Source organism: Nocardioides sp. (genome assembly GCF_041600255.1).
Classification (GTDB): Bacteria; Actinomycetota; Actinomycetes; order Propionibacteriales; family Nocardioidaceae; genus Nocardioides.
This window is the reverse complement of sequence record NZ_JBFIKK010000048.1, coordinates 1-22,100: the sequence shown is the minus strand read 5'-3', so window position 1 is coordinate 22,100 and position 22,100 is coordinate 1. Positions and strand designations below refer to the sequence as shown.

Sequence of the window (22,100 nt, the reverse complement as noted above, 5' to 3'; positions counted from 1 at the left end):
CACTGAACGCTGAGGGCCCCGCCGGATCTGATCCGGCGGGGCCCTTCGCCGACCGGGTCTGCCTGCGATGCTGGCCCGGTGCACGCACTGATCTGGCTCGCCCCCGCCCTGCTCGCCGCCATCGACTGGTGGGCGGTGAGCCGCCACGACCGGCGGACCGAGGCCTGGGCGAAGCCGGCGACCCTCCTCGCCCTGCTCGTGGTGGCGGCGGTCCTGGGCGCCGGGGACAGCGGGGCCGGGCAGTGGCTCCTGGTCGCGCTGGCCTTCGGAGCGCTCGGCGACCTCGCCCTGCTGTCGGACTCGCTTCCCCGGTTCCGCACCGGGCTCGGGTTCTTCCTGGTCGGCCACCTGGCCTACGTGGCCTGCTTCCTGGCCCTCGGCCTGTCGACCCCCGGCTGGTCCTGGGTCGTGCTCGCGGTGCTGGCCCTGACCGTGGTGGCCACCCGGGACGTCGTCCCCGCCACCCACCGGCTGGACGGGATCACGCTCTCGGCGCCGGTGGCGACCTACACACTGGTGATCGGCGCGATGCTGGTCACGGCGTGGTTCACCGGCCTGGGGCTGGTCGCGCTCGGCGCGACGATCTTCGTGGTCAGCGACGCGACGCTGTCGATCGACCGGTTCGTCAGTCCCCGGCGCTGGGGTCACCTCGCCGTGATGGTGACCTACCACGTCGGCCAGGCGCTGATCGTCCTTGGCGTGCTGGACGCGGTCGCCTGAGTCAGGCCTCGATGACCACGGGGATGATCATCGGTCGACGCCGGTGGGTGTTGCTGACCCACCGCCCGACGACCCGGCGGATCGTCTGCTGCAGCTGGTAGGTGTCGGTGTTGCCCTCGGCCACCGTCTGCAGCAGCGCGTCGATGATCGGCTGCTTGATCTCCTCGAACTGCTCGTCCTCCAGCGCGTTGCCGCGGGAGTGGATCTCCGGGCCGCTGGCGATCGTGCCGCTGACCGAGTCGATCACGACGATGATCGAGACGAACCCCTCCTCCCCCAGGATCCGTCGGTCCTTGAGGTCGGACTCGGTGACGTCCCCCACCGAGGCGCCGTCGACGAAGACGTAGCCGCAGTCGACCTTGCCGACGACACGCGCGACCCGGTCGACCAGGTCGACGACCACCCCGTCCTCGGCCAGCACGACGTTCTCGACGCCGGTCGCCCGCGCCAGCGCCGCGTTGGCCAGCATGTGCCGGATCTCGCCGTGCACCGGCATCACGTTGCGCGGCCGAACGATGTTGTAGCAGTAGAGGAGCTCACCGGCGCTCGCGTGCCCGCTGACGTGAACCAGGGCGTTGCCCTTGTGCACGACGTTCGCTCCCCAGCGGGCGAGCCCGTTGATCACCCGGTAGACGGCGTTCTCGTTGCCGGGGATCAGGCTCGAGGCGAGCACCACGGTGTCGCCCTCCTCGATCCGGACGAAGTGGTGGTTGCGCTGGGCGATCCGGCTCAGCGCACTCATCGGCTCGCCCTGCGAACCGGTCGAGATCAGCACCTGCTGGTGGGCCGGCAGGTCGGCCAGCTCCTTGGCGTCCACCAGCACTCCGGGCGGCACGGTGAGGTGACCGAGGTCGCGGGCGATCGCCATGTTGCGCACCATCGACCGACCGACGTAGGCGACCTTGCGCCCGTGCGCCACCGCCGCGTCGAGCACCTGCTGGACCCGGTGCACGTGCGAGGCGAAGCAGGCCACGATCAGTCGCTTCTCGGAGTCCCGGAACACCCGGTCCAGGACCGGGGCGATCTCCTTCTCGGAGGTGGTGAAGCCGGGCACCTCGGCGTTCGTCGAGTCGGTGAGGAAAAGGTCGACCCCCTCCTCCCCCAGGCGGGCGAAGGCCCGCAGGTCGGTGATCCGACCGTCCAGCGGGAGCTGGTCCATCTTGAAGTCGCCGGTGTGCAGGACCAGCCCGGCACCGGTGCGGATCGCCACGGCCAGCGCGTCGGGGATCGAGTGGTTGACCGCCACGAACTCCAGCTCGAAGGGTCCGAAGGTGATCCGGTCGCCCTCCGCGACCACGTGGTGGGCGGTCTCGAGCAACCGGTGCTCGCGCAGCTTGCTGCCGAGCAGTGCCAGGGTCAGCTCGGAGCCCACCAGCGGGATGTCGCCGCGCTCGCGGAGCAGGTACGGCGTGGCGCCGATGTGGTCCTCGTGCCCGTGGGTCAGCACCAGCGCCTCGACGTCCTCGAGCCGGTCCCGGATCGAGGAGAAGTCGGGCAGGATCAGGTCGACGCCCGGCTGGTGCTCCTCGGGGAACAGCACGCCGCAGTCGACGATCAGCAGGCGGCCGTCGTACTCGAAGACGGTCATGTTGCGGCCGACCTCGCCGAGCCCGCCCAAGGCGGTGACCCGCAGGCCGCCCGGGGGCAGGTCGCCCGGCGCGGAGAGCTCGGGGTGCGGGTGCGACACGAGGACGCCCTACCCGAGCAGGCCCGCGGCTGTCAGACCCGCACGGAGGGCGGCGACCTCGTCGTCGTCCAGCGCCACCAGCGGCGAACGGACCCGACGGTTGTCGAGGACCTCGAGCAACTCCAGGCCGGCCTTGGCGGTGGTGGCGCCGTAGTTGGCGGCCCCCATCACCGCGTCGATCGCCGGCAGCAGCCGGGTGTAGATCTCCAGCGCGGTGGCGTGGTCGCCGGCGAAGAACGCATCGGCCATCGCACGCAGCTGGTCGCCGGCGACGTGGCCGACCACCGAGACGAAGCCGCAGCCGCCGTGCGCCAGCCAGCCGAGGTTGGCGACGTCGTCCCCGGAGTAGACGGCGTACCCCATCTCGGTCAGCCGGACGCCGCGAGCGAAGTCGCCCACCGCGTCCTTGACCGCCACCACTGGGTCCCACTCGATCGCTGCCCGGTAGGTCTCCAGGGCGATCTCGGTGCCGGTGCGGCCGGGGACGTCGTAGAGCATCACCGGGACGTCGGTGGCCTGGACGACCTGGCGGAAGTGGTGCAGCACGCCGGCCTGGCCGGGCTTGTTGTAGTACGGCGTGACCAGCAGCAGCCCGTCCGCGCCGATCTTCTCGGCCTGACGGGCCAGCTCCACCGAGTGCGCGGTGGCGTTGGTGCCGACCCCTGCGACGATCTTCGCGCGGTCACCGACGGCGTCCTTCACGGCCGCCAGGATCTCGCCGTCCTCGGCCACCGAGGTGGTCGGCGACTCCCCCGTGGTGCCGGAGACGACCACGCCGTCGTGCCCGTGGTCGACCAGGTGGGTGGCGATCCGGGCGGTGCTCTCGAGATCCACCGAGCCGTCCTCGTGGAACGCGGTGGCCATCGCAGTCAGCACGCGACCGAACGGCGCGGCAGGCAGGGAACTCATGGGCACAGGCTATCGCTGTCGCCGGGGTGCCCCCCGCACCTGACCCCGCGGTCGGCCGTCACCGCGATCACACGTGCGGCATGACCTGCTCGGCCACCAGCGCGAGGTGGTCGAGGTCGGACAGGTCCAGGACCTGGAGGTAGGCGCGCTCCGAGCCCAGCTCGGCGTAGCGGCCCAGCTTGTCGACGACCTCCTGCGGCGTGCCGGCGAGTCCGTTGGCCCGCAGCTCGTCGGGCTCGCGGCCGATCGCCCGGGCGCGTCGCTCCACCTCGGCCTCGTCGGCACCGACGCACAGCACAAGGGCGTTCGACCAGGTCAGCTGCGCGGGGTCGCGGTCGATCGCGGCGCAGGCCTCGCGCACCCGGGCGAACTGGGTGCGGGTGGTCTCCTCGTCGACGAAGGGCAGGTTGAACTCGTCGGCGTACCGGGCGGCCAACGCCGGCGTCCGCTTCTTGCCCAGACCGCCGATGAGCACCGGCGGCCGCGGCGACTGCACCGGCTTCGGCAGCGCCGGGGAGTCGGTGACCGGGTAGTGCTTGCCGCCGTGACTGAACGTCTCACCCTTCGGGGTCTCCCACAGGCCGGTGATGACCGCGAGCTGCTCCTCGAAACGGTCGAAGCGCTCGCCGGTCGAGGGGAAGGGGATGCCGTACTGCGTGTGCTCCTGCTCGTACCAGCCCGCCCCGATGCCGAGCTCGACGCGCCCCCCGCTCATCTGGTCGACGTTCGCCACCGCGATGGCCAGCGGACCGGGCAGCCGGAACGTGGCGCTGGTCATCATCGTGCCGAGCCGGATCGTGCTGGTGTCGCGGGCCAGGCCAGCCAGCGTCACCCAGGCGTCGCTCGGGCCGGGCAGCCCGTCGGTGCCCATCGCCAGGTAGTGGTCGGAGCGGAAGAACGCTCCGAAGCCGAGCTCCTCGGCCCGGCGGGCCACCGCGAGGAGGTCGTCGTACGTCGCGCCCTGCTGGGGCTCGGTGAAGATGCGCAGTTCCATGCCCTCACCCTGCCAGCGCGGGCAAGGCCGCTGCCGGGACCCGGTCAGCCGTCGGCGTCGGCGTCGGCGTCGGCGTCGGCGTCGACCCGGCGCCAACGGACGATGTCGTAACCCTCGTGCGCGGTCCGTGACGCCTCGACCCACTCGGCGCGGTCGAACTCGGGGTAGTAGGTGTCCCCCTCGGGCGACTGGTGGACCTCGGTGAGGACCTGCTCGTGCGCGCGCGCCATCGCCTGGGCGTACAGGTGCGAGCCGCCGGCGATCACGATGTCGCCGGGCAGGTCCTCGGCCAGGGCCAGCGCGGAGTCGAGGTCGTGGGCCACCAGTACCCCGTCGGCGTGCCAGTCCGGATCGCGGGTCAGCACCACGGTGGTGCGCCCCGGCAGCGGCCTGCCGATCGAGTCGTAGGTCGCCCGGCCCATCACCAGGGTGTGGCCGAGCGTGATCCGCTTGAAGTGCGCGAAGTCCTCGGGGATCCGCCAGGGGATGTCGCCGTCAGCGCCGATGACGCCGTTCTCGGCGACCGCGGCGACCATCACGATCCGCTTGCCCGGCCCGGCCTCAGACGGCAATGGGGGCCTTGATCCCGGGGTGCGGGTCGTAGCCCTCGACGCTGATGTGCTCGAGGTCGAACGCGTCGAGCTCGGTGATCGACGGGTCCAGTCGCAACGTCGGCAGCGGACGCGGCTCACGGGTCAGCTGCAACCGCGCCTGGTCGAGGTGGTTCAGGTAGAGGTGGGCATCGCCGAAGGTGTGCACGAAGTCGCCGACCGCGAGCCCGGTGACCTGGGCGACCATGTGGGTGAGCAGCGCGTAGGAGGCGATGTTGAAGGGGACGCCGAGGAAGACGTCCGCGCTGCGCTGGTAGAGCTGGCAGCTCAACCGCGCCGGACCCTGGGCCGAGGGCGCGACGTAGAACTGGAACATCGTGTGGCACGGGGCCAGCGCCATCTCCGGGATGTCGGCGACGTTCCATGCCGAGACGATGTGCCGACGCGAGTCCGGGTCGCGGCGGATCTGCTCGACGACCTGCGCGATCTGGTCGACGTGGCGGCCGTCGGGGGTGGGCCAGCTGCGCCACTGGTGGCCGTAGACCGGCCCGAGGTCGCCGTTCTCGTCGGCCCACTCGTCCCAGATCGTGACGCCACGGTCCTGCAGCCACTTCACGTTGGTGTCGCCGCGCAGGAACCACAGCAGCTCGGCGAAGATCGACCGGGTGTGCACCTTCTTGGTGGTGACCAGCGGGAAGCCCTCGGCCAGGTCGAAGCGCATCTGGTGGCCGAACACGCTGAGGGTCCCGGTGCCGGTGCGGTCACCCTTCTCGACGCCGTCGTCCAGGATCCGCTGGATGAGCTCGTGGTAGGCCTGCACGCGGCCGAGACTACCGCTCAGATCCGGACGTCTCCGGCGATGGTCGTCAGCGCGTCGCCGCCGACCCAGACCACCGGGCCACTCGCCGACTCCTCGACGCTGATGTGGACCCGGCCTCGCCGGCCCAGCGCTGCCCCCTGGGCCGCGACGTACGACGTGGGCAGCCGGTCCCCGGCCAGCCAGGCCGCGATGCCGGCGTTGAGGCTGCCGGTCACCGGGTCCTCACCGATCCCCATGTTGGGCACGAAGCCGCGCACCTCCACGTCGGCGTCCGACGTACCGGCCGGGTGCGGTCCCACCACGCCGATGTCGAGGCTGCCGAACGCGGCGAAGTCGGGTTGCAGGGCCAGCACGGCCGCGGCGTCGGCGAGCAGGACCGCCACCCAGCCCGGCCCGTTGTCCACCCAGGCGGCGTCGACGACCTCGTCGTCGCCGATCCGCAACGCACGGCAGATGGCAGCCCGGTCGGCGTCCTCGACGGGGCCGGAGCGGATCAGCGGCGGCCCGGCGAAGGCCAGCCGTTGGCCGCGGCGCACCCGGACGAGCCCGGCCCCGCACTCCTGGACCACGACGTCGTCGGCGGCCGGCCGGCCGCCCTCCTCGAGCCAGGCGTGGGCGCTGCCCAGGGTGGGGTGGCCGGCGAACGGGAGCTCGCCGGCGGGGGTGAAGATCCGCAGCCGGTAGTCGGCCTCGTCGGTGGTCGGGGTCAGCAGGAACGTGGTCTCGGAGAGGTTCGTCCAGCGGGCGAAGGCCGCCATCTGGTCGTCGCTGAGGTGGTCGGCGTCGTGCACGACCGCCACCGGGTTGCCGAGCAGCGGCTCGGAGGAGAAGACGTCCACCTGTCGAAAGCGCATGTCCGCGACGGTAGCGGCCGCCGCGGCCGCGCGGCCACGGCCCGGTCAGCTGTCTAGGGCGCCAGCAGCGGTGGCGGACCGCTGCTGCGGATCTTGGCGCGCACGGTGCAGCGCCCGGTCGCGATCGCGCAGGTCCGCAGCTGCCACGGGCCGGCGAACGAGAGCCGGACGAAGGACCCCGGGCGGGGCTGGTCCTGGGCTCGTGCCACCAGGTAGGTGACGGTGTCGCGGGGCCCGAGCCGGGCGGTGATCACCCGGTCGTCCGAGCCGAGGCCGGTGGGCAGCGGTCGGCCGGTGCGGACATCGTGGATCCGGACCGTGCCGAAGACGGAGAGATCGTCCTTCGCCCGGGTCAGCACGCGTCGCCCGTCCTCGGAGAGCTGGGCGTCGGCCCCGATCACGCGCACGGGGGACGCTCCCCCGCCGGGTGCCAGCCACACGACGGACCGCTCGCCGGGGTCGGCGAACGCGCGCACGCCGCCGGCCGCGTCCAACAGGTGGGGAGCCACCGGCGCGGTGTCCGGCTCTCCGGGCGTCCAGGCTCGGGTACCGGTCGCGTCGCGGTAGAAGACCTGGTCGCCGTCGACCGCCAGCAGTGCCGGCGTGGTCTCCGCCGAGGGCGGCCCCTCGGCGGGGACCACCGCCCACCGGTCCTCGACCTCACGGGTGGCGACGTCGAGGGAGACCAGCTCCGCGGAGCGCGCATCGAGGAAGAAGAGTCGACGGCGATCGGTCGAGACCCCGACCCGGGAGTCGGGATCCGTGCTGCCCAGCCGAGTCCGCCGACCGAGCACGTCGACGAGGACCACGGTGTCGTCGGCATCCACGTAGACCGCGCCGCCGGAGACCAGCGCCAGGTCGCGCATCGGCGGCAGTTCGATCACCACCCGGTCCAGGTGCAGGGACCCGTTGGCGTACCAGGCGACCGGCGCCGGGTTGATCCCGGCGGACGTGGGAGCGCGGGCCAACTGGCGAGCACCCGTCGTGTCGCGTGCCAGCAGCCAGCCGGTCAGGCCTGCGACCAGCAGCAGGGCAACGGTGACCGCGGTCGCCGTACGCCGGGCGCGGCGCCGACGCGCGCGCACCTCGCGGGCGATCGCCTGCGGCGTCGGAGGCACCTGACCTGCCAGTTGTGGTGGGAGGTGCCCGCCCGGCGCCGCGCCGGGCGTTGCCTCCGCGACCCGCCGCCGACGGCGGGCTCGTCGCCGACGCTCCACCCCGGCGTCGAGCTCGTGGTGGACCGCGGCGTCGACGTCGCCGGCCGCACGGACCGTCCGCCACCGCGGGCGCAGGCGCACCAGGGCCTCGAGCGCGATCCGCTCCGCCTCCGGCACCGAGCAGCCACGCTCGACCAGGGACTGCACCAGGGTCCGCCAGCGCGCGGCCAGGTAGGCGTCGAAGTCGCCGTCCTCGCGCATCGGTCCTCCCTGGTCGAACGTACCCGCGCCGAGGGCGACCCTGCCCGGTGTTCAGGGCGAGGCGACGCCCTCCGCCACGACGTACGCCGTGAAGTCGGCGGTGTCTTGTCCGCGCTCCGCGGCGGGGTACTCGACCGGTGATTCGGAGCCCGCGCCCACCCGGATGCCGTCCCGGATCCGCAGCGCCTCGCCCAGCACCCGGTGAAAGCGCTCGGGGTAGTGGGTCAGCCCCCAGCGCCCCGCGGCGGACTTCGTGGTCATCTCGCCGGTCACGAGCAGGTGGTGCAGGCGGGCGACGCCGAGGACGCACCAGCAGCAGGCCTCCTCGCTCGCTCCCTCCTGCGGCATCGCCGCGAGGGCCTCGGCGGTGCTCCGCCAGTAGGTGTCCAGGTTGGCGCGGGTGAACTCGAGCAGCGCCGGCTGGGAGGTCCAGATGCCCAGCTCGGTGTGCGGGGTGCCCAGGACCGTGATGCCGTGCCGGGCGAGCTCGTGCCAGGCCACCATCGCGTCGCCGACGGGTGCCTCGTCCTCGAAGTGGTGGTGCATCACGCTCGGGACATCCGGGCAGAGCGCCGGGTCGCGGGTCAGGTCCTCGACCAGCAGATGGGGTCCGTCGAACGGGTGGTCCGGGTGCGCGAGGGCGACGCGCTCGTGGGCCGCCCGCAGCGCCTCGACCTCCTCACCCGAGGGCCGGTGCGCCAGCGTCGCGACGAAGTCGATGTCGCTCCCGCCGGGGACCCACTCCCCGAATGCGACGCCGCCACGCAGGTGGAGCCCGGTGACCAGACCGGGTGGTGCCTCGGCGAGGAACGTCCGGCAGACCGCCTCGACGGCAGCCGGCAGGGTCATGCGTACTGGGTCATGCGTACAGGGTCATGCGTGCAGGGACATCGGTCCGTAGACGAGGCGATCCAGCTCGAACAGGGTCACGGCGTCGGCGCCGGCGGCCGCGAGGTCGGACCAGATCTCGCCCACCCACGACTCGGCGTCGGCCTGGTTGGCGAACCGCTGACCGGCGAACTCGGCCGGCACCTCGACCTCGGCGCCGGCGGCGTCCTCGATCCGCCACCACCATGGCCGTTCGGCCTCGGTCGGCTGACGGAAGGTCGGGGGCTGCTCAGGAAGGTTCATGGATCACGCCTCACGTACGGACGGGTCGACGAAGGGGGGCTTGGTCAGCTGGAAGACCTCGCGGCGGCCGCGCACGTCCACGCCGACCTCGGCGTCCGCGTCCACGAACGACGGCACGAGCGCCATCCCGATCCCCTTGCGCAGGGTCGGCGAGAAGGTGCCCGAGGTGACCTCGCAGAGCAGGACGTCGGGGGTGAGGCTGACGTTCATCCCCGGTCGCGGGATGCCCCGACCGGTGGCGAGCAGGCCACGCAGCACCCGGGCCGGGCCGGCCGCCTTCTCCGCCAGCAGCGCGTCGCGACCCCAGAAGCTCTCCTTCTTCCAGCCCACCGCCCAGCCGAGCCGGGCCTGGTTGGGGGTCACGTCCAGCGTGATGTCCTGTCCGTGCAGCGGGTAGCCCATCTCGGTCCGCAGGGTGTCGCGGGCACCCAGCCCGCAGGCCAGCAGGCCGAACTGCTCGCCGGCCGCCATCAGCGCGTCCCAAAGGTCGCCGGCGATGTCGTTGGCCGCGATCAGCTCGTAGCCGCGCTCACCGGTGTAACCGGTGCGGCACACCACCACCCCGTTGCCGGAGCCCTCGCCGAACTCCGCCTCCACGAAGGACATGTAGTCGTGCCCCACCGGCAGCCCGACGGCCGCGAGCACCTCGTCGGACTTCGTGCCCTGCACCGCCAGCACGGCGAAGTCGTCGTGGCGGTCCACGACCGTGACGCCCTCGGGAGCAGAGGCTGCGAGCCGACGCACGACCTCGGCGGTGTTCGCGGCGTTCGGCACGAGCAGGACGTGCTCGTCGTCGTGCAGGTAGGCGATCAGGTCGTCGACGATGCCGCCGGTCTCGTCGTCGCAGCACAGCGTGTACTGCGCCTGGCCGTGGCTGATCTTGCCGAGGTCGTTGCTCAGCGTAGCGTTGACGTACGCCGCGGCGCCGGGGCCCTTCACCATCGCCTTGCCGAGGTGCGAGACGTCGAAGATGCCGACGGCCTCGCGGATCGCGGTGTGCTCCTTGACCACGCCGGAGGCGTACTCCAGGGGCATCGACCAGCCTCCGAACTCGGCGAACTTGGCGCCGAGAGCCGCGTGTCGGTCGTGCAGCGGGGAGCGCTTCAGGGAGGCGTTGTCGGTGGGGTGGTCAGCCATGGCCGCGAACCTACCCCAGCGCCCCCTCGCCGCCCGGGACCGATCGCCCGTCTGGCTATCCTGCCTCGGTGACCTCGTACACACTCCGCAGCTCCAGTCCCGCCAAGTCCCGTGCCGATCTCGTCGTCGTGGGTGTCGTCAAGGGCTCCCAGGGCCCCGAGCTCGCTCCGGGCGCCGAGGACATCGCCCAGGCCTACGGTCGCAAGCTCGCCCCGCTGCTCGCCCAACTGGGCGTCACCGGGAAGGCGGGCGAGGTCGTCAAGGTGCCGACCTCGGGCGTGGTCGGCACCTCGCTGCTGCTCCTGGTCGGGCTGGGCAAGGTCGCCGACGCGAACGCCGTACGACGCGCCGCCGGTGTCGCTGCCCGCTCGATCAGCAACGCCGCCTCCGTGACGGTGGCGCTGCCCGCCGACACCCACGAGCTGATCCGCGCCGTGATCGAGGGCTACGAGCTCGGCGGCTACACGTACACGGCGTACAAGAAGCAGGACGCCTCGGCGACCACCCCCACGGACGTCGTGGTGCTCAGCCCGGTGGCCCGCAAGAAGGAGGCCGAGCAGGCCTTCGAGCAGGCGCGCATCGTCAACCGCGCGGTGGCCGCGACCCGGGACTGGGTGAACACTCCCCCGCGGGACCTGACCCCGCCGCTCTTCGCCGACGCCGTGGCTGCGGCCGGCAAGGAGCTCACCAAGGGCCGGGGCGCGCCGAAGCTCGCGATCAAGGTGCACGACGAGGCCGCGCTGGCCGAGCTGGGTTGCGGCGGCATCCTCGGCGTGGGCGCCGGCTCCTCGGCACCGCCGCGGCTGGTCGAGATCACCTACGCACCCAAGGGCGCCGTCAAGCACCTCGCCCTGGTGGGCAAGGGCATCACCTTCGACTCCGGCGGCCTGACCATCAAACCGGCCCAGGGCATGCAGGAGATGAAGTCCGACATGGCCGGCGCCGCCGCGATCGTGCAGGCCACGTTCGCGATCGCCGCGCTGGGCCTGCCGATCAAGGTCAGCGCGTTCGCGCCGATGGCCGAGAACATGCTCTCCGGCAACGCCACCCGGCCCGGCGACGTGCTGACCATGTACGGCGGCACGACCGTCGAGATCACCAACACCGACGCCGAGGGCCGGCTCGTGCTGGCCGACGCGATCGTGCGCGCCACCGAGCAGAAGCCCGACGTGCTGCTGGACGTCGCCACCCTGACCGGCGCCATGGTCGTCGCGCTCGGCGAGAAGATGGCCGGCGTGCTGGGCGTCGACGAGGTCGTCGACCGGGTCGTGGCGGCCGCCGAGGTCTCCGGGGAGGCGCACTGGCCGATGCCGCTGCCCGAGGAGATGCGCGAGCGGGTCACCAGCAGCAAGATCGCCGACCTGACCCAGAGCGACTGGGTGCGCTGGGGCGGCGGCCTGTTCGCGGGCGCGTTCCTGCGGGAGTTCACCGCGGAGCTGCCCTGGGCCCACCTCGACATCGCCGGCCCCGCCTTCAACGGCGGGGGCGCCTCGGGCCACGTCACCTCCGGCGGGACCGGCTTCGGCGTGGCGACGCTGGTCGACTTCGCCCGGGCGCTGGCCGAGGACTGATCAGATCCCGCGCTGCTTCTGGCGGCGGATGTAGTCCCGCATCCGTTGCGGGATGCCCACCACGGCGGCGTCGTAGGACGGCACCTGGTGGCTGTTGCAGAACTTGTGCGCCCACTCCACCGAGGGCACCCGGCGACGGGTCCACTCGCCGTCGTGCGCGACCAGCAGCAGGGTCACGTCACTGACCGCGGTCCGGGGCTCCACGAACCCCTCCACCCCTCGACGCTCCTCGACGAAGCCGTGCAGGTACTGCTCGTCGGCACGGTTGGAGGCACGCACAGTCGTCGAGCCCGTGCGCGCGGCGTCCTTGGCGGGACGGCGCATGCGCGGTCGCGAGCCTCGGCGGAAGCGGTCCAGCAAACCCATGGCCCCAGTCTGCCCGGTCGCTCGCAACCCGGTGTGGACAGGCTCGCAAGAAGTGCAAAGATGGGGCCCACATCACTGACCCCACCATCGTGCAAAGGACCAGCGTGGCCGACGCGGACTACGACGTACTCATCCTCGGTGCAGGTTCGGGCGGCTACGCCTGCGCCCTGCGAGCAGCCCAGCTGGGCCTGAAGGTCGGCCTCGTCGAGAAGGACAAGCTCGGCGGCACCTGCCTGCACATCGGCTGTGTCCCGACCAAGGCCCTGCTGCACGCGGCCGAGGTCGCCGACTCCGCGCGCGAGTCCGAGCAGTTCGGGGTCAGGGCCAGCTTCGACGGCATCGACATGGCCGGCGTGAACAGCTACAAGGACGGCGTGGTCGCCCGCCTCTTCAAGGGGCTCAGCGGTCTGGTGAAGTCCCGTGGCATCACCGTGATCGAGGGCGAGGGTCGGTTGACCGGCCCCCGCGAGGTCACCGTCGACGGCACGGCGTACACCGCGAAGAACGTCGTCCTCGCCTCCGGGTCCTACGCCCGCTCGCTGCCCGGCCTCGACATCGACGGCGAGCGCGTGATCACCTCCGACCAGGCGTTGCGCCTGGACCGGGTGCCCGCGTCGGTGATCGTGCTCGGCGGCGGCGTGATCGGCTGCGAGTTCGCCAGCGTCTGGAAGAGCTTCGGCGCCGAGGTCACCATCCTCGAGGCACTCCCCCGGCTGGTGGCGGTCGAGGACGAGGCGTCCTCGAAGGCCCTCGAGCGGGCCTTCCGCAAGCGCAAGATCAACTTTCGGACCGGCACGCCCTTCCAGAGCGTCAAGGTCACCGACTCCGGCGTCGCCGTGACCGTCGAGGGCGGCGACGTCATCGAGGCCGAGCTGCTGCTGGTGGCGGTGGGCCGTGGCCCCAGCACCGACGGCCTCGGCTACGACGAGCAGAGCATCACCATGGACCGCGGCTTCGTGATCGCCGACGAGCGCTGCCGGACCAACGTCGAGGGCGTGTATGCCGTCGGCGACATCGTGCCCGGCCTGCAGCTGGCGCACCGTGGGTTCGCCCAGGGCATCTTCGTCGCCGAGGAGCTCGCCGGCCTCGAGCCGCAGCCGATCGACGAGTCCGGGATCCCGCGCGTCACCTACTCGCACCCCGAGATCGCCTCGGTCGGCCTGAACGAGTCCGCCGCGGCCGAGAAGTTCGGCGCCGACAACATCGAGAGCGTCACCTACGACCTCGGCGGCAACGGCAAGAGCCAGATCCTCAAGACCCAGGGTTTCGTGAAGCTGGTCCGCGAGAAGGACGGCCCCGTCGTCGGCATCCACCTGGTCGGCGACCGCGTCGGCGAGCTCATCGGCGAAGCACAGTTGATCTACAACTGGGAGGGGTACGCCGAGGACGTGGCACCTCTCATCCACGCACACCCGACGCAGAACGAAGCACTCGGCGAGGCCCACCTGGCCCTCGCCGGCAAGCCCCTGCACGCCCACTCCTGATCCACGACCCCCGATTCCGCAGACGCGAGCGAAGGAACTCCATGGCCACCGAAGTCAACCTCCCGGCACTCGGCGAGTCCGTCACCGAAGGCACCGTCACCCGCTGGCTCAAGCAGGTCGGCGACTCGGTAGCGGTCGACGAACCCCTGCTGGAGGTGTCCACCGACAAGGTCGACACCGAGATCCCCTCCCCGGTCGCGGGCACCCTGCTCGAGATCAAGGCGAACGAGGACGACACGGTCGAGGTCGGCGCCGTCCTCGCCGTGATCGGCGAGGAGGGTGAGTCCGCCGGCGGCGGCGAGTCCTCCGCGGAGACCGGTGACGACAGCGCTGACGAGGCGCCGGCCGAGGCAGAGCCGGAGCCCGAGCCGGAGCCGAAGGCCGACGCCGAGCCCGAGCCCGAGCCGGCCGAGGAGAAGCCTGCCGCGAAGTCGTCCGGCGGCGGTGGGGACAGCACGTCCGTCACGCTGCCCGCGTTGGGTGAGTCCGTCACCGAGGGCACGGTCACCCGCTGGCTCAAGCAGGTCGGCGACGAGGTCGCGGTCGACGAGCCGCTGCTGGAGGTCTCCACCGACAAGGTCGACACCGAGATCCCCTCCCCGGTCGCGGGCACCCTGCTCGAGATCAAGGCCGAGGAGGACGAGACCGTCGAGGTCGGTGCCGAGCTGGCCATCATCGGCTCCGGCGAGGGCGCTCCCGCCCAGGCCGAGCCCGAGGCGAAGCCGCAGGCCGAGGAGAAGGCTCCCGAGCCGGAGCCGGAACCGGAGCCGACGCCCGCCGAGGAGACGAAGCCGGCCGAGAAGAAGGCCCCGGAGCCGACGCCGCAGGCGCCTGCCGCCGAGGAGAAGGCGCCCGAGAAGTCCGAGCAGTCCGACGAGCCGACCGACGGTCGCGGCGACGCCTCGACGTACGTCACCCCGCTGGTGCGCAAGCTCGCCTCCCAGCACGGCGTCGACCTGTCCACCGTGACCGGCTCCGGCGTCGGTGGCCGGATCCGCAAGCAGGACGTCCTGGAGGCCGCTGCCGCCGGCAAGGAGTCGAAGCAGGAGGCTCCGGCCGCTTCGGCGCCCGCGTCGTCCGGTTCGGCTACCCCGTCGGGCTCCGGCTCGCCGGCTCCGGTCTCGCCCTCGCCGCTGCGTGGCAAGACCGAGCCGCTCTCGCGCCTGCGCAAGGTGATCGCGAAGCGAATGGTCGAGTCGCTGCAGACCAGCGCCCAGCTGACCACGGTCCTCGAGGTCGACGTCACCGGGATCTCCCGGATGCGCGACGCGGCCAAGGCCGACTTCGCCGAGCGCGAGGGCGTGAAGCTCTCGTTCATGCCGTTCTTCGCCAAGGCCGCCATCGACGCGCTCAAGCAGCACCCGTCGCTGAACGCCGCGATCGACACCGAGAAGGGCGAGGTCACCTACTACGACCGCGAGAACCTCGCGATCGCCGTGGACACCGAGCGTGGCCTGCTGACCCCGGTCATCAAGGACGCGGGCGACCTGTCGATCGCCGGGCTGGCCCGCAAGATCGCCGACGTGGCCGAGCGGACCCGCAGCAACAAGATCACGCCGGACGAGTTGTCGGGCGGCACCTTCACGCTGACCAACACCGGCAGCCGGGGCGCGCTCTTCGACACCCCGATCATCAACCAGCCCCAGGTCGCCATCCTGGGCACCGGTGCGATCGTGAAGCGTCCGGTCGTGATCGACGACCCGAACCTGGGCGAGACGATCGCCGTACGCCAGATGGTCTTCCTCGCGCTGACCTACGACCACCGCCTGGTCGACGGCGCGGACGCGGCCCGCTTCCTCTCCGAGGTCAAGGAACGGCTCGAAGCAGCCCAGTTCGAGATCTGACCTGCCACTTCTGGTTGCTTCAACACCGCTGACCTGCCACTTCTGGTTAACCAGAAGTGGCAGGTCAGCGTCATTTATCAACCACAACTGGCAGGTGAGCGGCTCCTGGGCAACCACAAGTGGCAGGTGACGTGGGTGGGCATGGCAGGGTGAAGGGCATGCAGATCGTCATCGCCGGCGCGTCCGGGTTTCTCGGCACCCACCTCACCGACGAGCTCGTCTCCCGCGGCCACGCCGTCCGAGCCCTGGTACGACGTCCCACCTCCGCGCCCGACGAGTCCACCTGGGACCCGTACGCCGGCACCTACGACCCGGAGGTGATCGCGAACGCGGACGTCGTGATCAACCTGGCCGGGAGCCCGACCGCCGGCAACCCGCACTCGAAGAAGTGGGCCCGCGAGCTGCGGGAGAGCCGGGTCCGCACGACCCAGGTGCTCGCCGAAGCGATCGCCGCCTGCCCGAACCCCCCGGCGTTCGTGGCCGGCAACGGCATCTCCTGGTACGGCGACCACGGCGACGAGCCGCTGACCGAGGCGTCCGACAGTCGCGGGACTGCTCTGCTCACCGAGGTCACCCGGGAGTGGCAGGCGGCGACCGCCCCCGCCAGTCACGCCGGCGCCCGGGTCTGTGTGCTGCGCACCGCGCCGGTGATGGACCGGCGCAGCGCCCCGCTCAAGCAGCTCTGGATCGTCTTCAAGCTGGGCCTGGGCGCCAAGCTCGGCGACGGACAGCAGTACATGCCGATGATCTCGCTGCGCGACTGGGTCGGGGCGGTCGCCCACCTGGCCGAACACCCGACGGCCCAGGGCCCGTTCAACCTCTGCTGCCCGCGGACACCGACCAACGCCGAGTTCACCCAGGCACTGGCCGAGGCCACCCACCGCAAGGCGCTCGTGCCGGTACCCAAGGCGCTGCTCAAGGTGGCCGGGGGCGAGATGGCTCCCGAGCTCCTCGGTTCGCTGAACGCCGTACCGGCCGCCCTGCTCGACGCGGGCTACGAGTTCCGCGACGAGGGCGTCCGCGCGATCCTGCGCGCAGCTCAGCGCTGAGTCCGCACCGACGCCACCCGCCACCGGCCGGCGACCAGCCGCAGCGACACCACCCGGGTCGACGCCCGGTCGCGGGGCAGCGCCGTGCGCACTCCCCCGCTGCTGACCGCCTCGCCGACGACCCGGTCGGTGACGACGAGCACGAGCCGCCGTGCCCTGGCCGCCCGGACCCGCACCGCCACCAGCTGGGTGCGCAGCTGCTGCACCCGCAGCCCTCGGGACCGCCACGCCGCCAGCATCCGTACGTCGCGCTCCCCCGCCGTGGAGCCCGGAACGTAGAGCCGCCGCAGTGCTGCCGGGTCCGCCGCCTGCCACGCCCGGGCCCGCCGTACGTCCCAGGCATGCAGCACCGCCACGGCGTACGGCGCACGCCCGGGCGGGCTCTCGGCCGGCGAGAGCGTCGGACCGCGCGTCGAGGCAACCGGCTCCGGGACCGGCGAGGTGACCAGCACGCCCAGGCCCACTGCCAACGCGGTCACCAGCAGGGACAGGGTCAGCAGCCGTCGCATCCTCATCCGGCCTTCCTACGCCGATGACCGGGGCCCTGCCTCGGCCCTCCACAGGTGCGGGTGGCGGACCGGCTCGGAGTAGGGTCGGGACCGTGAGTGAGCTGACCTTCCGGACCGCCGGCCTCGGCGACGAGGCCGTCGACTACCTGGCCGCCTGGGATCTGCAGCGCGAGGTGCACGCGGCCGTCGTCGCCGGCACCCAGCCACCCACCGTGCTGCTCCTGGAGCACCCGCCGGTCTTCACCGCCGGCAAGCGCACCACCCCCGACGAGCGCCCGCTCGACCCCGGCGGCGCCCAGGTGATCGACGTCGACCGTGGCGGCAAGATCACCTTCCACGGCCCCGGCCAGCTGGTCGGCTACCCGATCGTCGAGCTGCCCGACCACGTCAAGGTGGTCGACTACGTCCGCCGCGTCGAGGAGGCGCTGATCGCGGTCTGTGCGGACTTCGGGGTCACCACGGCTCGGGTGCCGGGTCGCAGTGGCGTGTGGTTGCGTGCCGACGACCGGGGACCGGAGCGGAAGATCGCCGCCATCGGGATCCGGGTCAGCCGCGGCGTGACCATGCACGGCTTCGCGATCAACTGCGACGTCGACCTGGCCTGGTACGACCGGTTCGTCCCCTGCGGCATCGCCGACGCCGGGGTGACCTCGCTGAGCCGCGAGCTCGGGCGCGACGTGCCGGTCACCGAGCTGCTGCCCAGCATCGAGCGGCACCTGCGCCACTACCTGGCCTGGGGCCCCTACGACCCCACGCCGGACTACGACGCCCGCCCGGAGCCGGGACGTACGCCGCGCATCGAGCTGATCACGCCCACCCGCTGAGGCGACGACCGGACCAGTCCAGCCGGCCCAGTCCAGCCGGCCCACGCACGGCAGGTCCGCCTGCCATGCAACCTTTTCGGTGCCACCATCGTCCCTCAGGTGGCGGCCACTGCCCGGCTCGCTCCCCCGAGAGACAGGTAGTGACCCCCCGTGAGTGAGCTCGTCATCGAGACGACCGGCCTGCGCAAGGAGTTCCGGTCCCGGCGCGGGCTCCGCGTCGCCGTGGAGGACCTCGACCTCGCCGTACCGGCCGGTGGTGTGCACGGCTTCCTGGGCCCGAACGGCTCCGGCAAGACCACCACGATCCGGATGCTGCTCGGCCTGGCCCGGGCCTCGGCCGGGTCGATGCGCCTCTTCGGCCAGCCGGTGCCGCGGCTGCTGCCGACGGTGGTGGACCGGGTCGGCGCCGTCGTGGAGTCGCCGAAGTTCTCCCCCCACTTCACCGGACGGCAGAACCTGCTCCTGCTCGCCCGCTCGATCGGGGCGCCCGAGTCCCGGGTCGACGCCGCCGTGGAGACGGTGAGTCTCACCGGCCGGGACCGGGAGCGCTACAAGTCCTACTCGCTCGGCATGAAGCAGCGGCTCGCGATCGCGGCCACCCTGCTCAAGGAGCCCGATCTGCTGATCCTCGACGAGCCCACCAACGGGCTCGACCCGGCCGGCATCCGGGAGATCCGGGAGACCGTCCGCCACCTCGGCGCGACCGGCGTGACGGTCCTGTTGAGCTCGCACATCCTCGCCGAGGTGCAGCAGGTCTGCGACTCGGCGACGATCATCGGCAACGGCCGGATGCTCGCCAGCGGCCGGGTCGACGACCTGCTCGGCTCCGGTACGACGTACCGCGTCGAGGTCGCCGACCTCGAGGCCGCCGCACGGGCCCTGGCCGCGGCCGGGTTCGCGGTGGAGCCGGAGCCTCCGGGTGCGCTGCGGGTGGAGAGCGAGCACCCCTCCGAGATCACCCGCACCCTGGGCGAGGCCGGGATCTGGCTGCACGCGCTGACGTCGCTCCGCCCCGACCTGGAGACCGTCTTCCTGCAGCTGACCGCTGCCGACACGCTGGGAGCCGACCGATGAAGCACCTGGTGACGGTCGAGCTGTTGCGCCTGCGCTGGCGTCGGGCGGTCCTGCTGCTGACCTGCGCCGCCCTCCTGGTCCCGGCGCTGATCTTCGCGGCCACCGCCTGGAACACCCGTCCGGTCTCGGACAGCGAGCTCCGCTACGCCCAGGAACAGGTCGAGCGTGAGCGGAACGCACCGTACGTCGCCCGTGAGCTCCGGCGCTGCGAGGCGAAGCCGGAGAACTACGGCCTGACCGACAGCGGGGACGAGCTCGCCGCCGCGTGCGAGCAGCAGATCCTGCCGCGCGCCGAGTGGTTCCTGCCCCGGGTGCCGCTCGACCTCGCCGTGGAGCACGACGAGGGGTCCGGCATCGCGATCGCCGTCGTGCTGACGATGCTGGTCCTGCTGATGGGCACCACGTTCGTCGGCCACGACTGGAACAGCGGCTCGATGAGCAACCAGCTGCTCTTCGAGCCCCGCCGGCTGCGGGTCTGGGCCGCCAAGGGCGCGGTGGTCTTCCTGGCCGGGCTGACGCTGGCCGGCGTCGTCCTGGTCGCCCACTGGACCGGGCTGTGGCTGCTGAGCGAGCAGCGCGGGATCGCCGTCCCGGACGGAGCGGTCGCCGACGGGTTCCGGCAGACGCTGCGAGCCGCCCTCCTGGCAGCGTTCGCCGGGCTCGGTGGCTACGCACTCACCATGCTCTTCCGGAGCACGGTCGCCACCCTGGGCATCCTGTTCGCGGTCTCGATCGCCGCACCACTGCTGCTGTCCGTGCTGGCCTTCCAGAGCAGCGACCGGCTGATGCCGCAGAACAACTACGCGGCCGTGGTTCTCGGCGGCATCGAGTCCTACGACTACGACCACCCCTGCCCGGTCGAGGGGGACGACGAGACGCGGTACGACGGCGGCTGCCCGACCACGATCACGACCGGTGACGGCGCGACGTACTTCGGCGTCCTGCTGCTCGCCGCAGGCGGGCTGTCGCTGCTGTCGTTCGGTCGCCGGGACGTGCCCTGACCGAACGCCACCAGCGACGCCCGCCGTTCGAGGACGTCAGCGTCGGCGGACCACCAGTCGGGTGGCGCCGCCCGCGTTGCCGTCGGTCGCCGCCATCACGACGCGGAGCCGGCTCTTGACCCGGGGCAGCTCGACCCGGAACGCGTAGGACCCGTTCGCCCGCACCTTCGTGGTCGCGATCGTGCGGTAGCGTCCGCGCTTGAGGTGGAGTCGGACCTTCTCCCCCGCCTTGTCGGGCGAGACGGACCCCTTCACCCTGACCTTCCGCTTCTTCTGCACGCTCTTCGCCGTGATCCGGACCGAGACCTTGGTGGCCTGCGGCCGACTGGTCGACTCGGCCGCCAGGGCGTCACCGGCGTAGGAGGCGGCGTAGGTCGCGTTGTGGTCCGGGGTGATCCGGAGCGAGAACGCACCGGAGTCGTCGGGCTGGACGTCACCCAGGTCGATCACCCGGCCCCGCTCGTCGTACGCCGTGAGGTGGACGTCGCCGTAGGGCTCGGAGTCCTCGACGCGGGTGACCGTGCCGGACAGGACCAGCGATTCACCGTGCAGGATCCGACGCGGGGTCGGGTCCAGCGTGGTGGTAGAGCCCGGGACGGTCGCATCGCGGGTCGTGGTCGTCGTCGCGGCCGGGCCGGTGTTGCCGGAGCCGTCGGTGGCGACGGCCTCGACGGTGATCGTGCCGGTCTCCAGCGAGGACAGGTCCAGGTCGACCGAGAACTCGCCGGTGCCGGCGGGCACCGCGGCGCGGACCGTGGCCTCACCGTCGGTGGCGGAGACTGCCACCGAGGAGGACTCCGACCGGACGCCGGTGACCGTGCTGGTCGGCGCGGCCAGCGTGCTGTCGGTGGCCGTGAGCTCCCCGACCGTGGGCGCCGTGGCGTCCCGAGGCGCCGTCGTCGACGCCTGCGGACCCGGGTTGCCGACCGTGTCGGTCGCCCGCGCGGTCACCGTGACCGTGCCGTCGGCCAGGCCGGTCAGGTCGAGGGCCTTCGAGAACTCACCGTCGTCACCAGCGGTGACGCTCGTGGTGACCTCGTCGGTGCCGTCGGTGGCCGTGATCGCCACGGACGCACCTGCCTCGGTCGATCCGGACACGGTCGAGGACTGCTGAGCCGCGGTGGTGGCGGTCGCGGCCAGGTCGGCGATCGCCGGCCCGGTGCCGTCCACCGTGAACGTGGTGTCGTGGCCGCCGGAGTTGCCGGCCACGTCGGTCACCGAGGTCTGCACCGTGTAGGTCCCGTCCGGGATCGGACCGGTCGGGGTGAAGACGATGGCGTCACCGCTGCGGGCGGACGTGCCGGGGACGCCGGCGACGGTGACCGAGCCGGAGCCGAGGCGCTCGGAGAACGTCACCTCGATCGAACTGGGCGGCTGGACGACGGAGCCGTCCCGGGGGCTCGCCGCCACGAAGACGGGTGCGACGGTGTCCTTGACGAGTTCGGCCGTGCCGGCCGAACTGGCGTTGCCGGCCGCGTCGGCCTGCGATGCGGAGACGCTCGTCGTACCGTCCGGGAGGTCGGTGAGGTCCAGCGACGTCGACCAGGTGCCGTCACCGGCGACCGTCGGCGTGGCGACGAGGGAACCGATCGTCACGCGTACCGAACGACCCACCTCGGCAGCGGTTCCTCGGACCTGGACGGCGCTCTGGTTCGAGGCGTTGACCGGGTTGGTCACCGAGGTGATCACCGGCGCCGCGGGTGCGACGGTGTCGACCCGGAACGTGTAGGCGATGTCGATGCTCTCGGTGGTGAGGGCGGCGTCGACGGCGTGCACGGTGACCGAGTAGGGGCTGCCGGCGTCGGAGAGCGGCGAGCTGGGCGTGAAGGTGATGGTCTCGCCGGAGACGCTGCCGACCCCGGCCACCGTCACGTTGTTCCGGTTCTTGACCGTGATCGTCGAGCGCGTCTCCGCCGGGTGCGTGGTCGGCGTGATCGCCTCGTTGAAGGTGGCCGAGGTCCGGCTCGCATTGTTGGTGAGCCCCTCGACCGTGCCGCCGGCGCCGCTGGGGGCGGTGTCGGGCGCGGTGGCGACCAGCGCGAGCAGGGTGGTGTCCTTCACCGCGGTGGCGGTGCGCGCAGCGCTGGCGTTGCCGGCCCGGTCGTGGAGGACCGCGGTGACGGTGAGGGCGCCGTCGCGCAGCGTCCGGATCTGCGT

General features: G+C 72.1%; 21 protein-coding genes. 8 read left to right on the top strand and 13 right to left on the bottom strand.

Features of this window, described 5'->3' with window-relative positions; translation table 11 throughout:
* Positions 1 to 78: 78 nt before the first annotated feature.
* Entirely contained in the window at positions 79 to 720 is a 642-nt protein-coding gene (locus ABZE72_RS07915; protein ID WP_372728470.1) for a lysoplasmalogenase, read from the top strand.
* Between the two features lies 1 nt (position 721).
* On the opposite strand, the gene ABZE72_RS07910 is transcribed toward ABZE72_RS07915, so the two are convergent.
* The 10 genes from ABZE72_RS07910 to gcvT all read right to left on the bottom strand — a co-directional run bounded on the left by ABZE72_RS07910 (position 722) and on the right by gcvT (position 10,221).
* Positions 722 to 2,407, bottom strand: coding sequence for a ribonuclease J (locus ABZE72_RS07910; protein WP_372728469.1), 1,686 nt, complete (start codon positions 2,405 to 2,407; stop codon positions 722 to 724).
* A gap of 9 nt (positions 2,408 to 2,416) precedes the next feature.
* Complete coding sequence (gene dapA / locus ABZE72_RS07905) at positions 2,417 to 3,316, bottom strand: 4-hydroxy-tetrahydrodipicolinate synthase (protein WP_372728468.1); 900 nt, start codon at positions 3,314 to 3,316, stop codon at positions 2,417 to 2,419.
* A 67-nt stretch (positions 3,317 to 3,383) separates the two neighbouring features.
* A complete protein-coding gene (locus ABZE72_RS07900; protein WP_372728467.1) occupies positions 3,384 to 4,310 on the bottom strand; it encodes an LLM class F420-dependent oxidoreductase in 927 nt (308 codons plus the stop codon).
* 44 nt (positions 4,311 to 4,354) lie between these two features.
* A complete protein-coding gene (locus ABZE72_RS07895) occupies positions 4,355 to 4,882 on the bottom strand; it encodes a dihydrofolate reductase (RefSeq protein WP_372728466.1) in 528 nt (175 codons plus the stop codon).
* Complete coding sequence (locus ABZE72_RS07890) at positions 4,872 to 5,681, bottom strand: thymidylate synthase (RefSeq protein WP_372728465.1); 810 nt, start codon at positions 5,679 to 5,681, stop codon at positions 4,872 to 4,874. The genes ABZE72_RS07895 and ABZE72_RS07890 overlap by 11 nt, the downstream gene beginning before the upstream one ends.
* A 17-nt stretch (positions 5,682 to 5,698) precedes the next feature.
* Positions 5,699 to 6,535, bottom strand: coding sequence for a PhzF family phenazine biosynthesis protein (locus ABZE72_RS07885; RefSeq protein WP_372728464.1), 837 nt, complete (start codon positions 6,533 to 6,535; stop codon positions 5,699 to 5,701).
* A 53-nt stretch (positions 6,536 to 6,588) separates the two neighbouring features.
* Positions 6,589 to 7,953 (bottom strand): hypothetical protein, encoded by a 1,365-nt coding sequence (locus ABZE72_RS07880; RefSeq protein WP_372728463.1) that lies wholly within the window; start codon positions 7,951 to 7,953, stop codon positions 6,589 to 6,591.
* A gap of 51 nt (positions 7,954 to 8,004) precedes the next feature.
* Positions 8,005 to 8,802 carry an aminoglycoside adenylyltransferase domain-containing protein gene (locus ABZE72_RS07875; protein WP_372728462.1) on the bottom strand — a complete coding sequence of 266 codons (798 nt, stop codon included), beginning with the start codon at positions 8,800 to 8,802 and terminating at the stop codon, positions 8,005 to 8,007.
* 24 nt (positions 8,803 to 8,826) lie between these two features.
* Positions 8,827 to 9,084 (bottom strand): hypothetical protein, encoded by a 258-nt coding sequence (locus tag ABZE72_RS07870; protein ID WP_372728461.1) that lies wholly within the window; start codon positions 9,082 to 9,084, stop codon positions 8,827 to 8,829.
* Between the two features lie 3 nt (positions 9,085 to 9,087).
* The gene (gene gcvT, locus ABZE72_RS07865; RefSeq protein ID WP_372728460.1) at positions 9,088 to 10,221 is read right to left on the bottom strand and encodes a glycine cleavage system aminomethyltransferase GcvT; all 1,134 of its coding nucleotides are present in this window, start codon (positions 10,219 to 10,221) and stop codon (positions 9,088 to 9,090) included.
* Between the two features lie 68 nt (positions 10,222 to 10,289).
* On the opposite strand from gcvT, the gene ABZE72_RS07860 reads away from it, so the two are divergent.
* Positions 10,290 to 11,792, top strand: a complete 1,503-nt coding sequence (locus ABZE72_RS07860; protein WP_372728459.1) for a leucyl aminopeptidase — start codon at positions 10,290 to 10,292, stop codon at positions 11,790 to 11,792.
* Here the strand turns inward: ABZE72_RS07860 and ABZE72_RS07855 are convergent, their stop codons facing one another.
* Positions 11,793 to 12,158, bottom strand: a complete 366-nt coding sequence (locus ABZE72_RS07855; RefSeq protein ID WP_372728458.1) for a hypothetical protein — start codon at positions 12,156 to 12,158, stop codon at positions 11,793 to 11,795.
* Positions 12,159 to 12,262: 104 nt separating this feature from the next.
* On the opposite strand from ABZE72_RS07855, the gene lpdA reads away from it, so the two are divergent.
* From lpdA to ABZE72_RS07840, 3 genes are all read left to right on the top strand, one after another.
* Entirely contained in the window at positions 12,263 to 13,642 is a 1,380-nt protein-coding gene (gene lpdA, locus ABZE72_RS07850) for a dihydrolipoyl dehydrogenase (protein ID WP_372728457.1), read from the top strand.
* Positions 13,643 to 13,683: 41 nt separating this feature from the next.
* Positions 13,684 to 15,486, top strand: coding sequence for a 2-oxoglutarate dehydrogenase, E2 component, dihydrolipoamide succinyltransferase (gene sucB, locus ABZE72_RS07845; protein WP_372728456.1), 1,803 nt, complete (start codon positions 13,684 to 13,686; stop codon positions 15,484 to 15,486).
* A gap of 158 nt (positions 15,487 to 15,644) precedes the next feature.
* A complete protein-coding gene (locus ABZE72_RS07840) occupies positions 15,645 to 16,535 on the top strand; it encodes a TIGR01777 family oxidoreductase (protein WP_372728455.1) in 891 nt (296 codons plus the stop codon).
* Here ABZE72_RS07840 and ABZE72_RS07835 read toward each other — a convergent pair.
* The gene (locus ABZE72_RS07835) at positions 16,526 to 17,050 is read right to left on the bottom strand and encodes a hypothetical protein (protein WP_372728454.1); all 525 of its coding nucleotides are present in this window, start codon (positions 17,048 to 17,050) and stop codon (positions 16,526 to 16,528) included. The two genes, ABZE72_RS07840 and ABZE72_RS07835, sit on opposite strands and share 10 nt — an antisense overlap.
* 86 nt (positions 17,051 to 17,136) lie before the next feature.
* Between ABZE72_RS07835 and lipB the strand changes: the two genes are divergently transcribed.
* The 3 genes from lipB (at position 17,137) to ABZE72_RS07820 (ending at position 19,943) form a co-directional block, all read left to right on the top strand.
* The gene (gene lipB / locus ABZE72_RS07830; protein WP_372728453.1) at positions 17,137 to 17,868 is read left to right on the top strand and encodes a lipoyl(octanoyl) transferase LipB; all 732 of its coding nucleotides are present in this window, start codon (positions 17,137 to 17,139) and stop codon (positions 17,866 to 17,868) included.
* Positions 17,869 to 18,018: 150 nt separating this feature from the next.
* Positions 18,019 to 18,942, top strand: a complete 924-nt coding sequence (locus tag ABZE72_RS07825) for an ABC transporter ATP-binding protein (RefSeq protein WP_372728452.1) — start codon at positions 18,019 to 18,021, stop codon at positions 18,940 to 18,942.
* Positions 18,939 to 19,943, top strand: a complete 1,005-nt coding sequence (locus tag ABZE72_RS07820; RefSeq protein ID WP_372728451.1) for a hypothetical protein — start codon at positions 18,939 to 18,941, stop codon at positions 19,941 to 19,943. Before ABZE72_RS07825 ends, ABZE72_RS07820 begins: the two co-directional genes overlap by 4 nt.
* A gap of 36 nt (positions 19,944 to 19,979) precedes the next feature.
* Here the strand turns inward: ABZE72_RS07820 and ABZE72_RS07815 are convergent.
* The coding region (locus tag ABZE72_RS07815) for an Ig-like domain-containing protein (RefSeq protein ID WP_372728450.1) at positions 19,980 to 22,100 on the bottom strand (2,121 nt) is incomplete at its 5' end.